This is a genomic window from Streptomyces sp. NPDC005302 (genome assembly GCF_040607345.1).
GTDB lineage: Bacteria > Actinomycetota > Actinomycetes > Streptomycetales > Streptomycetaceae > Streptomyces.
In genome coordinates this window covers 32686-45087 of the sequence record NZ_JBEXGN010000016.1, presented here as the reverse complement: position 1 = coordinate 45087, position 12402 = coordinate 32686, and the positions used below count along the sequence as shown (strand labels likewise).

The 12402-nt window shown below is 72.0% G+C and carries 11 protein-coding genes; 3 read left to right on the top strand and 8 right to left on the bottom strand.

The window, feature by feature from the left end:
• Positions 1-43: 43 nt before the first annotated feature.
• From ABZT74_RS23055 to ABZT74_RS23040, 4 genes are all read right to left on the bottom strand, one after another.
• Complete coding sequence (locus ABZT74_RS23055) at positions 44-2224, bottom strand: SpoIIE family protein phosphatase (RefSeq protein ID WP_356437681.1); 2181 nt, start codon at positions 2222-2224, stop codon at positions 44-46.
• A gap of 397 nt (positions 2225-2621) precedes the next feature.
• Positions 2622-3314, bottom strand: a complete 693-nt coding sequence (locus ABZT74_RS23050; RefSeq protein ID WP_355865261.1) for a DUF402 domain-containing protein — start codon at positions 3312-3314, stop codon at positions 2622-2624.
• Positions 3315-3429: 115 nt separating this feature from the next.
• On the bottom strand, positions 3430-4833 hold the full coding sequence (locus ABZT74_RS23045) for a class II fumarate hydratase (RefSeq protein WP_355865258.1): 1404 nt from the start codon (positions 4831-4833) through the stop codon (positions 3430-3432).
• A 201-nt stretch (positions 4834-5034) separates the two neighbouring features.
• Positions 5035-6702, bottom strand: a complete 1668-nt coding sequence (locus ABZT74_RS23040) for a fumarate hydratase (RefSeq protein ID WP_356166274.1) — start codon at positions 6700-6702, stop codon at positions 5035-5037.
• 186 nt (positions 6703-6888) lie between these two features.
• On the opposite strand from ABZT74_RS23040, the gene ABZT74_RS23035 reads away from it, so the two are divergent.
• Both ABZT74_RS23035 and ABZT74_RS23030 read left to right on the top strand, forming a co-directional pair.
• Positions 6889-7617, top strand: coding sequence for a DUF1707 domain-containing protein (locus ABZT74_RS23035; protein WP_356437678.1), 729 nt, complete (start codon positions 6889-6891; stop codon positions 7615-7617).
• Positions 7618-7816: 199 nt separating this feature from the next.
• Positions 7817-8188: a WhiB family transcriptional regulator gene (locus ABZT74_RS23030; RefSeq protein ID WP_355865249.1), complete on the top strand. Its 372-nt coding sequence runs from the start codon at positions 7817-7819 to the stop codon at positions 8186-8188.
• Positions 8189-8340: 152 nt separating this feature from the next.
• Here the strand turns inward: ABZT74_RS23030 and glpX are convergent, their stop codons facing one another.
• On the bottom strand, positions 8341-9372 hold the full coding sequence (gene glpX / locus ABZT74_RS23025; RefSeq protein ID WP_355865246.1) for a class II fructose-bisphosphatase: 1032 nt from the start codon (positions 9370-9372) through the stop codon (positions 8341-8343).
• A 126-nt stretch (positions 9373-9498) separates the two neighbouring features.
• On the opposite strand from glpX, the gene ABZT74_RS23020 reads away from it, so the two are divergent.
• Complete coding sequence (locus ABZT74_RS23020; RefSeq protein ID WP_356166272.1) at positions 9499-10017, top strand: DUF4245 domain-containing protein; 519 nt, start codon at positions 9499-9501, stop codon at positions 10015-10017.
• A 126-nt stretch (positions 10018-10143) separates the two neighbouring features.
• Here ABZT74_RS23020 and ABZT74_RS23015 read toward each other — a convergent pair whose 3' ends face one another.
• The 3 genes from ABZT74_RS23015 to xseA all read right to left on the bottom strand — a co-directional run bounded on the left by ABZT74_RS23015 (position 10144) and on the right by xseA (position 12386).
• Positions 10144-10734: a malonic semialdehyde reductase gene (locus ABZT74_RS23015; RefSeq protein WP_355865240.1), complete on the bottom strand. Its 591-nt coding sequence runs from the start codon at positions 10732-10734 to the stop codon at positions 10144-10146.
• A 176-nt stretch (positions 10735-10910) separates the two neighbouring features.
• Complete coding sequence (locus tag ABZT74_RS23010) at positions 10911-11168, bottom strand: exodeoxyribonuclease VII small subunit (RefSeq protein WP_356166270.1); 258 nt, start codon at positions 11166-11168, stop codon at positions 10911-10913.
• Between the two features lie 9 nt (positions 11169-11177).
• On the bottom strand, positions 11178-12386 hold the full coding sequence (xseA, locus tag ABZT74_RS23005; RefSeq protein WP_355865234.1) for an exodeoxyribonuclease VII large subunit: 1209 nt from the start codon (positions 12384-12386) through the stop codon (positions 11178-11180).
• Positions 12387-12402: the final 16 nt, after the last annotated feature.

The following is a 12402-nucleotide window of genomic DNA, read 5'->3' as shown; positions in this document are numbered from 1 at the left end:
CCCCTCTTCCGCGTCTCCGCCTCCGTCACCGCGGCCGGCTCCGTCAGCCCCGGCTCAACTCGAACCAGACGACCTTCCCCGTGCTCAGCCGGGTCGCACCCCACCGCCGGGCCAGCTTGTTCACCAGGTACAGCCCCCGGCCGCCCTCGTCCGTGGCCCGCGCCTGCCGCAGCCGCGGCAGCTGGGGCACGTCGTCGCCGACCTCGCAGCGCAGCACGTCCGTCCGCAGCAGCCGCAGCGTCACGGGCCGCGACGCGTAGCGCACCGCGTTCGTCACGACCTCGCTGACCAGCAGCTCCACCGAGTCGGTCATGTCCTCCATGCCCCACCGGGCGAGCGCCCGGCGGGCCAGTCGCCGGGCCCGGCCGGGAGCCGCGTCCTCCGGCTCCAGGAACCAGTACGCGACATCGCTCGGCGCGATCCCGTCGAAGCGTGCGGCGAGCAGCGCGATGTCGTCGTCCCGGTCGCCCGGGCCGAGCATGTCGAGCACCTCGTCGCAGAGCGCCTCCAGCGGCGGCGGATGATCCGGCCCGGTCAGCGCGGCCGTGGCGGCGAGCTTCTCGCGCAGCTGCTCTATCCCCGTCCAGACGTCCCGCAGCCGCGACTCCACCAGCCCGTCGGTGTACAGCAGCAGCGTCGCCCCTGCGGGCGCGTCCAGTTCCACGGCCTCGAAGTCGACCCCGCCGACCCCGATCGGGGCACCCGGCGGCACCCGCAGCACCTCGGCCCGCCCGCCCAGGTGCAGCAGCACCGGCGGCGGATGGCCCGCGTTGGCGATGGTGATCCGGTGCGACACCGGGTCGTACACGGCGTACAGGCAGGTCGCCATGCGGTCGGTGCCGAGCCGCTGCGCCTGCTCGTCCAGGTGGTGCAGCACCTCCTGCGGCGGCAGATCGAGCCCCGCGAGGGTCTGTGCCGTCGTCCGCAGCTGGCCCATGATCGCCGCCGACGTCATCGAGTGACCCATGACGTCACCCACGACCAGCGCGACCCGGCTGCCCGGCAGCGGAATCGCGTCGTACCAGTCCCCGCCGACCCGCGCGGTCTCCGCGGCCGGCAGATAACGGGACGCCAGCCGCACGCCCGTGGGCCGCGGCAGCGTCTCCGGCAGCATCGTGCGCTGCAGCTCGTCGGCGATGTACGCCTCGCGGCCGTACAGCACCGCCTTGTCGATCCCCAGGGCGCTGTGCGTCGCCAGCTGGGCGGCGACCAGCAGATCGTCCGCCTCGAACGCGACCCGCTCCGGCCGCCGCAGGAACAGGGCCGCGCCGATCACCCGGCGCCGGCCGCGCAGCGGCGCGAGGATCGCGCGCTGCCCGCTCGGGACCGCCATGTCGTCGCCGAGCAGCTCCGGCAGCGCGGCGCGCGCGGCGGGGGCGTCGGCGAACACCGGCCGCACCCCGCGCAGCACCTCGGCCAAGGCGCCGCCCTGGCGCACCTCGCACAGCTCGGCCGTCATCGCCGACAGCTCATCGGGCTCGGGACGCGCCAGGGGCAGGAAGCCGCCCTCGGTGTCCCGCTCCTCGGGAATCCGGTCGGTCCTACGCAGCCGCAGCACCAGCGGTCCCGTCGGCCGCTCGTCGCCGACCGGCAGCGGATCCCGCAGATAGACGAGGATCGCGTCAGAGAAGGTCGGCACGGTCGCCCGGCACAGCCCCATCACGATCTCGTCGAGGTCGATGCCCCGGGCGATCCGCCGGGTCGCGGCGCCCACGAAGCGCAGCCGGTCCCCGTCCCGCCGCATCGGCATCGGGCCGCCCTGCGGCAGGCTCTGCCCGGTACGGCGCTCCTTGCCGCGCTGGGTACGCGCGGAACGGTCCTGATCCGCGTCCGGCTGCACCGGGATGCTCTCCGGCGCGGGCCGGGGCCGGTGCGGATCCGGCTCGGCGGCCGAGGGCTGGGAGTGCTCCGCGCCCGCACCGGGCGCCGCGGGCGACGGCACGTCCGTACCGGAGCCCGTGCCGGAGGAGGAAGCGGACAGGCCGGCGCCGGCGGGCGCCTGCCCGCCGGCCGCACCCTGCTTGCCGCAGGGCGTGGCGGTGCCGCGCGACACGTCACCCGCGCGCGCCTGAACGGGTAAGGCGCCCGACCCCGGCTGCGGGGACGGCTGGTCCGAGGTACGCAGGAGCGCCCCGCGAGGGTCCGCGGGGGCGGCCGGCCGGCCGGCGGCGCTCTGCCGGCGCTCGTGCGAGGTGGGGTGCTCCGTCACGCGTGTCGAGTCCATCCGTCCGGGGCTGCGCGCCGTGCGCGCAGTTCGTCCCGCAGCCCCGATACCCGGAATGTGTGCCCCGGGAACGGATTCTGCGTGTCGTCAGGTGCGGAACCGGTGGCGAGGACAGCCGGCGCAGGGCCCGAAGCGGCCCGCCGGCGGCCGGAAACGGGCCACGCCGACAGGGGCATCGGGACCGGAGCCCCCGCCCTCACGACCGTCATAACGCCACCGCGCTGGGCGTCCGGACCTCGGCCGGTCACGCCGCCGTACCCCTCGTGCCCCTCGCTCACGTCCTGCCGCCCCTCGGTGACATGTGGTCAAGCCCGGCTCATCATGCGGGAGTTGTTGCTGCCGTGCGCCCTTGCGGAAGACGATCCTACGGTTGTACCACGGGGGCGCATCAAGGGTCTCATGAGGACACGTGCGCGGGCGTACGGTCCCAGTCATCCGGCAGGGCGGGAACCGGCCAGGCCGGATCGGGCCTCCAGAGCTGCCATCCGTCCGAGAACGGTGCCCCCCACGCGCGGATCACCTCCACCGCCGACCACCCCGCCTCCCGTACCCGCGCGGCCAGTTGAGCATCCATCAGACCGGCCCGCTGCGCCATCGCGAACTCGTCCTCGTCCAGCCAGTGCCAACTCCGGTCCGGATGGACCGAGATGTCGAGGAAGTGGTCCTCGGAGTCCACGCCGCCCGCCCAACGCGCCAGCGGAGCCTCCAGGTTCACGTACCAGTTCTTGAAACGCCAGCCCGGTTCCCAGAAAAGCCACACCGACCAGGGATCGCCGGGCCGCGCCAGCTTCAGCACCCCGGTCCCGAACCACCGGTCGCGCCGCACCGTCCGCGGCTTGGTGTAGCGCGAAGCCAGCGGCTCCCCGTGCACCGGCGACCCGTCGGCGAGCACCGGCTTCACGCACTCGGTGCCCGGCGCCATCCACACCGCGAGCAGCTCGGCGTCGTCCCGAACGACGGTCACGGGACGGCAGATGTGGACGCCCTCACCGCCGTTCTCCCGGTACCGCCACAGGATCTGGTGCCCGGGCTCCCAGAACGCCGCCGGCCCGCCCGTTTCCGCTCGTCTCACCGCTCCACCGTCTGCCATGAACAGATATTAGGTGCCCCAGGCATGCGACGCTGCGGGACGCGTCATGGTTCCCGTCGTCGCCGGGGACCTGTTACGGAGGCGTCATCAGGTGTTTCTCCCCGGCGGCGGGCCGTTACGGACGCGTCATCCGCAGGACATCCAGCGCCTCGTCGAGTTGCTGCTCCGTCAGGTCCCCGCGCTCCACGTAGCCCGACTCCAGCACCACCTCGCGGATGGTCCTCCGGTCCGCCAGCGCCTTCTTCGCCACCTTCGCGGCCTCCTCGTACCCGATGTACTTGTTCAGCGGCGTCACCACGGACGGCGAGGACTCCGCGTACTCCCGGGCCCGTTCGCGGTGTGCGACGATCCCGTCCACCGTGCGGTCGGCGAGCAGCCGCGAGACGTTCGCGAGGAGCCGTACCGACTCCAGGACGTTCTTGCCGATCACCGGCAGCATGACGTTCAGCTCGAAGTTCCCGGCCGCGCCCGCGACGGCGACCGCCGCGTCGTTGCCCGTCACCTGCGCGGCGACCATCAGCACCGCCTCGGGGATCACCGGGTTCACCTTGCCCGGCATGATCGACGACCCCGGCTGGAGATCCGGCAGGCTGATCTCGGAGAGGCCGGTGCGCGGCCCCGACGCCATCCACCGCAGATCGTTCGCGATCTTTGTCAGGCCGACGGCGATGGTCCGCAGCTGCCCGCTCGTCTCCACGATCCCGTCGCGCGCCCCCTGCGCCTCGAAGTGGTCGCGGGCCTCCGTCAGCGGCAGCCCGGTCGCCCCGGCCACCTCCGCGATCACCGCGGCGGAGAACCCGGGCGGCGTGTTGATGCCGGTGCCCACGGCGGTTCCGCCCAGCGGCAGTTCCGCCAGCCGCGGCAGCGAGGCCCGCAGCCGCTCGACCCCGTACCGCACCTGCGCCGCGTAGCCGCCGAACTCCTGGCCCAGCGTCACGGGTGTGGCGTCCATCAGGTGGGTGCGCCCCGACTTCACCACGTCGGCGAACTCCTCCGCCTTGCGGCCGAGGGCGGCGGCGAGGTGCTCCAGCGCGGGCACCAGGTCGCGGGTCACCGCGGCGGTCGCGGCGATGTGGATCGAGGACGGGAACACGTCGTTGCTCGACTGGGAGGCGTTCACATGGTCGTTCGGGTGCACGTCCCGGCCCAGCCGCTCGGTCGCGAGCGTGGCGATGACCTCGTTGGTGTTCATGTTGGAGGACGTCCCGGACCCCGTCTGGAACACGTCCACCGGGAACTGTGTGTCCCAGCGCCCCTCGACGACCTCCGCCGCAGCCTCCTGGATCGCCTCGGCGACGTCCTTGTCGATCACGCCCAGCTCGCCGTTCACCTTCGCGGCGGCCGCCTTGATCCGTGCGAGGGCCTCGATGTGCGCGCGTTCGAGGTGCTGCCCCGAGATCGGGAAGTTCTCCACCGCGCGCTGGGTCTGCGCCCGCCATTTCGCGTCCACGGGCACCCGCACCTCACCCATGGAGTCGTGCTCGATCCGGTACGCGCCTTCGCCCTGGCCATCTGCCATTGGTGACACCTCCATGAGGGACAGCATCCAGGAGGCGACGGGTGTTCCCGCCCGGGCACGCGCGGTCACCCGGAACCCCGGTCCCCGCGCCTGCCTCGGACACGACGAACGGCCGCCTGCTCGGCGGCCGTTCGTACGGCTCCCGGGAAGTCCCGGGGCGGGGTCGTGCGGGGCGTCCTCCGTGACGCCGGGCGCGTCGCCCTACGCGAGGCCGGGGCCCCGCACCGGGATGGACGTGAACGTGGGCGCGGGCGCGGGGTCCTGGAAGAAGTCGTTGCCCTTGTCGTCGACGACGACGAACGCCGGGAAGTCCTCGACCTCGATGCGCCAGACCGCCTCCATGCCGAGTTCCTCGTACTCGACGACCTCGACCTTCTTGATGCAGTCCTGGGCGAGACGGGCGGCCGGGCCGCCGATCGAGCCGAGGTAGAAGCCGCCGTGCGTGTCGCAGGCGTCGGTGACCTGCTTGCTGCGGTTGCCCTTGGCCAGCATCACCTTGGAGCCGCCCGCCGCCTGGAACTGCTCGACGTAGGAGTCCATGCGGCCGGCCGTCGTCGGGCCGAACGAGCCGGACGCGTATCCCTCGGGCGTCTTGGCCGGGCCCGCGTAGTACACCGGGTGGTCCTTCAGGTACTGCGGCATCTCCTCGCCCGCGTCCAGCCGCTCCTTGATCTTGGCGTGCGCGATGTCGCGCGCCACGACGAGCGGGCCGGTGAGCGAGAGCCGGGTCTTGACGGGGTGCTGCGTCAGCGCGGCGAGGATGTCGTCCATCGGCTGGTTCAGGTCGATCTTCACGACGTCGCCGGCCTCGTCGAGGTGCTCGTCGGTCGTGTCCGGCAGGAAGCGCGCGGGGTCGGTCTCCAGCTGCTCCAGGAAGACGCCCTCGGCGGTGATCTTCGCGACGGCCTGGCGGTCGGCCGAGCAGGAGACGGCGATCGCGACCGGGCAGGACGCGCCGTGCCGGGGCAGCCGCACCACGCGCACGTCGTGGCAGAAGTACTTGCCGCCGAACTGCGCGCCGATGCCGATCCGCTGCGTCAGCTCGAAGACCTTCTGCTCCAGGTCCTTGTCCCGGAAGCCGTGGCCCAGCTCGGAGCCCTCGGCGGGGATCTCGTCCAGGTAGTGCGCGGAGGCGTACTTGGCGGTCTTCAGGGCGTACTCGGCGCTGGTGCCGCCGACGACGATCGCCAGGTGGTACGGCGGGCAGGCGGCCGTCCCGAGGGAGCGGATCTTCTCCTCCAGGAACTTCATCATGGAGCCCTCGTTGAGGACCGCCTTCGTCTCCTGGTAGAGGAACGACTTGTTGGCGGAGCCGCCGCCCTTGGCCATGAACAGGAACTTGTAGGCGCCGCCGTCGGTCGCGTACAGCTCGATCTGCGCCGGCAGGTTCGAGCCGGTGTTCTTCTCGTCCCACATGGTCAGCGGGGCCATCTGCGAGTAGCGCAGGTTCAGGTTCTTGTACGCCTCGTAGATGCCGCGCGAGAGCGCCGCCTCGTCGCCGCCCTCGGTGAGCACGTTCTGCCCGCGCTTGCCCATGACGATCGCGGTGCCCGTGTCCTGGCACATCGGCAGGACGCCCGCGGCCGCGATGTTCGCGTTCTTCAGCAGGTCGAGTGCGACGAACTTGTCGTTGCCCGACGCCTCGGGGTCGTCGATGATGCGGCGCAGCTGGGCGAGGTGCGCGGGCCGCAGGTAGTGCTGGATGTCGTGGATGGCCTCCTCGGCGAGCTTGCGCAGCGCCTCCGGCTCCACCTTGAGGAACGTCCGCCCGTCGGCCTCGAAGGTGGAGACACCCTCGGAGGTCACCAGCCGGTAGGGGGTGGTGTCCTCTCCCTGGGGGAGCAGATCGGTGTACGCGAACTCAGGCATCTCGCCCATTCCTCACTCGACAGACAGCGGCGTGCCTCCATTGGCAGCGTCCACCAGCGTAGGACCTGGCGCGGGTACCGAGCCTGTGAGGTAAGGCTCAGTTCGGACACCGGACGGACATCCGGTTCTCCACAGGGGGCGCGGAAGGGGTATTCGCGATCTATCGCGTTTGGGTACGCTGCTGTCGTGGACCTTCAGAAGAGCTCCGACGCGACCCCGGCCCCGCCTGCGACCCCGGTCGAGCTGCGCGCCTCCGACGCCGACCGCGACCGGATCACCGACATCCTGCGCGACGCCCTCGCGGAGGGCCGCCTCACGCCGGAGGAGCACTCCGAGCGCGTGGAGGGGGTGCTGGCCACCAAGACGGTGGGTGAGCTCGACCGCTTCGTCCGGGACCTGCCCGCCGCGCACACCGGCCGCGCGACCGCCGCGTACGCCTCGGCGCCCAACCGCCCGACGGCGGGCGCGATCCCGGCCGAGGCCGACGAGAGCGTGGTGGCGGTGTTCAGCGCGGCCGTCCGCAAGGGCCGCTGGCGCGCGGGCCGCCGCATCCACGCGTACGCGGTGTTCGGCAGCGTCGACATCGACCTGAGCGAGGCGATCTTCGAGTACCAGCAGGTCGTGATCAAGACGGTCTCCGTGTTCGGCAACATCGACATCCGCGTCCCGGAGAACGTGTCGCTGCGCGGCAACGGCGGTGGCGTGCTGGGCAACTTCGAGGTGCACACGATGGATTCGGGCGACCCGGACGCCCCCGTGGTGTACGTCGACGGCCTCGCCGTCCTCGGCAACGTGGAGGCGCGGCCCAAGCGCGGCAAGCTCGTCGCGGACATCCTCGACCGGGTCACGAGCCGGCTGAACGACCGGGTCGCCGACCGTGTGGACCGGGGTTTGCGCAAGCACCTGGACCGTTGACGCTCGTGAACGCGCGGACGGCGCGCGGGAATTGGTCCAGTGATGGACGATCGATCACGCGGGAGAACGCCCGGGCTTGGGAACGCAGTGCATAGGCGCGCGCACAGCGGGTAGGCCTTGCTGCATCGTCTCTTGGAGGGCGCTGTGGAACTTCCCGCGGTGCCCGGCACGCTCGCGAAGCCGTCGTCAGGAGTAGACCGTGCTGCAACCGCCGCATCAGTCCCTGCAGGTAGCTGCCGTTCCGGCCCAGCGGGCGCCAGTGCGGGACAGGGATCAGGAAGCGCCATGGCACACGGAGGCGGTGTGCCGCCGCGACGAGGCCGGCCTGTTCTTCGCCCCTTCCAAGGAGCCCACCGCGGCCCGCCTCTCCCGTGAGGAGGCCGCCAAGCGTGTCTGCGCCCGCTGTCCGGTGATGGTCGAGTGCCGCGAACACGCGCTCCTGCAACCCGAGCCGTACGGCGTCTGGGGCGGCCTGACGGCCGCCGAGCGCCGGGTCGTGCTCGCCCGGCGCCGGCGTCGCGACGTGGAGCTCCAGAAGACGGCGCGCGGGCCGATAGCGGCGGCCGGCTGACCGTTCGGCGCGGGACGGCCCGGGACGGCCGCGTACGGGAATCCCGCACGGCCCTCCCACCGGGACCACGCACGGAAAAGGGGCGCCCCTCCGCACAAGGGGCGCCCCTTCCGCGCCTTCTGGCGCCCGGCCGGTGCCGCCGGCCGGTGGTCCTACTTGGCGCGGTCGAAGTCGATCGCGCTGTACGCACGCAGCTTGCTCAGCCGGTGCTCCGAGGTGATCTGGCGGACCGTCCCGGACTTGGACCGCATCACGATCGACTCGGTCGTCGCGGTCTCGGGGCGGTAGCGCACCCCGCGCAGCAGCTCGCCGTCGGTGATGCCGGTGGCGACGAAGAAGACGTTCTCGCCGGAGACCAGGTCGCTCGTGCCGAGGACGCGGTCGAGGTCGTGCCCGGCGTCGACCGCCCGCTGCCGCTCCTCGTCGTCCTTGGGCCACAGCTTGCCCTGGATGGTGCCGCCGAGGCACTTGACCGCACAGGCCGAGATGATGCCCTCGGGGGTGCCGCCGATGCCGAGCAGCAGGTCGATGCCGGTGCCCTCGCGCAGCGCCAGGATCGAGCCCGCGACGTCGCCGTCGGAGATCAACTTGATGCGCGCGCCGGTCTCCCGGATCTCCTTGATGATCCCGTCGTGGCGGGGCCGGTCGAGGATGACGACGGTGACGTCCTCGGGGGTGACGCGCTTGGCCTTCGCGACGCGGCGGATGTTGACCGACACGGGGGCGTTGATGTCGACGAAGTCGGCGGCCTCCGGGCCGGTGACGAGCTTGTCCATGTAGAAGACCGCGGACGGGTCGAACATGGTGCCGCGGTCGGCGGCGGCCAGGACGGCGATCGCGTTGGTCATGCCCTTGGCGGTGAGCGTCGTCCCGTCGATCGGGTCGACGGCGATGTCGCACTCGGGGCCGGACCCGTCGCCCACGCGCTCTCCGTTGAAGAGCATCGGGGCCTCGTCCTTCTCCCCTTCACCGATGACGACGACGCCGTTCATCGAGACGGTGGAGACGAGGGTCCGCATGGCGCGGACGGCGGCGCCGTCGGCGCCGTTCTTGTCGCCCCGGCCGACCCAGCGGCCCGCGGCCATCGCGGCGGCCTCGGTGACGCGGACGAGTTCGAGGGCGAGGTTGCGGTCGGGGGCTTCCGACGGTACTTCGAGTTCGGACGGCAGATGATGCTCGGTCATCGAGACGCACCTTTCTGATACGACGACGGCCGGATGAGGGTGTGCCCCCGACTCTATCGCCAGGCTGACAAAATGAGCAGGGGGGCCCACGGATGAGCAGGCCAGGGCACCTGCGACGATAGGGGCGTGGCAGGTACGAAAGGCAAGCAGTCGGTCCGGGGCATGATTCTCTCCCTGGGCCTCATCGGGCTCATGGCAGGCGTCATCTACATCTTCATCCCGCACGACGACTCCGCGCCCGATCTCAAGCGGGTCGACTACCGGGTCGAGCTGCTGACCGCGCGCCGTGCGGCGAGCTATCCCGTCGCGGCCCCCGACGGGCTGCCGACGGCGTGGAAGCCGACCTCGGTGCGGTACGACGGCAGCGAGTTCGATGTCTGGCACCTCGGCTTCCAGGACCCCGACGGTCAGTACGTGGCGGTCGAGCAGTCCACTCAGCGTGCGCCCGTGTTCATCGACTCGGCCAGTCAGGGCGCGCGGGCGACCAAGGTGACCCAGCGCATCGGCGACCGGACGTGGCAGCGCTACGAGGGCGACCACTACGACGCCCTCGTCCTCAAGGGCGACGGCTCCACGACCGTGGTGACCGGCACCGCGTCCTTCGGCGCGCTGACGAAGATGGCCCAGTCGCTCAAGACGTCCTAGCCCTCACGGGGGCCGCACGGCCTCCCGTCCCGGCCACGCGCGCGTACGTACGAGAAGGGCCCCCGGCGGTGTGCCGGGGGCCTTTCTCGTACGGGTGCTGCCGGGTTCGGCCGGCGGCGTGGTCCGTCAGACGGTCGTGATGACCTCGTCGAGGCTCAGACGCGGGGAGCGCGGGAACCAGGCGTCCTCGCCCGGCTTGCCGATGTTGACGACCATCAGCGGGGTGTGGTCGTCGTCCAGGAACTCCTTCTGGATACCGGCGAAGTCGGCACCGGTCATCGGGCCGGCGGCGAGGCCCGCGGCACGGACGCCGATGATGAAGTACGCGGCCTGGAGGGCGGCGTTCAGCAGGGCGGCGCTCTCTCGGGCCGGGCGCTCGGAGAAGAACATGTCCTTGGCGGCGGGGAAGTGCGGCAGCAGGGCCGGCAGCTCCTCGTGGAACTCGTTGTCCGCGGAGAGGATCGCGACCAGCGGGGCGGCGGCGGTCTTCGCCCGGTTGCCCTCGGCGAGGTGCTGCACGAGGCGCTCGCGGGCCTCGGGGGAGCGGACCAGCGTGATCCGCAGCGGCGACTGGTTGAAGGCGGTGGGGCCGAACTTGACCAGGTCGTAGATCGCCTGGACCTGCGCGTCGGTCACCGGCTCGTCGGTGAAGGTGTTCGCGGTGCGGGCCTCGCGGAACAGCAGGTCCTGGGCGGTGGGGTCAAGGACGAGAGACATGAAAGAAACCTTCTCGGTGCGTGCGGTGGATCCGTGGGGGATCTGTTGGCAGAACCGACAGTACGGCGAGTAGGTTGAAACTTCAACCAAAGGCATGGCGGGGTGATCCGCTTCACAGGAGCACGACGGCGGGGCGGCACCCGCCGGGAGCCGCCCCGCCGTCGACGATCACGTGCCTACCGGGAGCCCGCGCCCCCGGACTCGCTCCCCGCGTCCTCGCCCTCCGGGGACTCCTCCTCGGCCAGGGCCGCGTCCAGCCGGGCCCGCGCGCCCTCCAGCCAGCGCCGGCAGACCTTGGCCAGCTCCTCGCCGCGCTCCCAGAGCGCCAGGGACTCCTCCAGGGTCGTGCCGCCCGCCTCCAGGCGGCGTACGACCTCGATCAGCTCGTCCCGTGCCTGCTCGTACCCGAGCGCCTCGTCCACCTTGCTGGTCATGCGCCCACCCTATGCATCGACTCGAACCGTGAATTCACCCTCGGCGACCCGCGCCCGCAGGGTCTCCTCCGCCGTGACCTCCGCCGGGTCGCGGACCACGTGCCCGTCGGCCTTCTGCAGCACCGCGTACCCGCGCCGGAGGGTCGCCGCGGGGGAGAGGGCCACCACGCGCGCGTGCGTGTGCGTCAGCTCCGAGTCCGCGCGGTCCAGGAGATGCCCCAGCGTGCGCCGGCCGCGGTCGAGCAGCGCCGCCACCTGGTCCGCACGCTCGTCGATCATCCGGTGCGGATCCTCTATCGACGGCCTGGCCAGCGCGTTCGCGAGGCCGCGCTCCTCGCGGTCGATGAACGACCGCACGCTGCGGCGGGCCCGGTCCCGCAGGAACCGCACCCGCTCGTACTCCTCGCCCACGTCCGGCACGACCTTCTTGGCGGCGTCGGTCGGGGTGGACGCCCGCACGTCGGCCACGTGGTCCAGCAACGGGTTGTCCGGCTCGTGCCCGATGGCCGACACCACCGGCGTACGGCAGGCCGCCACGGCACGGACGAGCTGCTCGTCGGAGAACGGCAGCAGGTCCTCCACACTGCCGCCGCCGCGCGCCACGACGATCACGTCGACGTCGTCGCGCGCGTCCAGGTCCTTCACGGCCTGCACGACCTGCGGCACGGCGTGGACGCCCTGCACGGCGACGTTGCGCACCTCGAAGCGGACGGCGGGCCAGCGGTGCCGGGCGTTCTCCAGCACGTCCCGCTCGGCCGCCGACGCGCGCCCGCAGACCAGCCCGATGAGCTGCGGCAGGAACGGCAGCGGCTTCTTGCGGTCGGCCGCGAACAGCCCCTCGGCCGCCAGCGACTTCTTCAACTGCTCCAAGCGGGCGAGCAACTCGCCCACGCCGACCGGCTTGATCTCGGTCGCCCGCAGGGACAACTGCCCCCGCGGCGCGTACCACTCGGGCTTCGCCTGGACCACCACGCGGGCGCCCTCGCTCACCACGTCGGCGACCGCGTCGAACACCTGGCGGTAGCAGGTCACGCTCACCGAGATGTCGAACGACGGGTCGCGCAGCGTCAGGAAGACGACACCCGCGCCGGGGCGCCGCGACAGCTGGGTGATCTGCCCCTCGACCCAGACCGCGCCGAGCCGGTCGATCCATCCCCCGATGAGCCGTGACACCTCGCCGACGGGCAGCGGAGCGTCCGCGGACGTGTTGAGAGCCATGCGCCCGAGCGTAGTG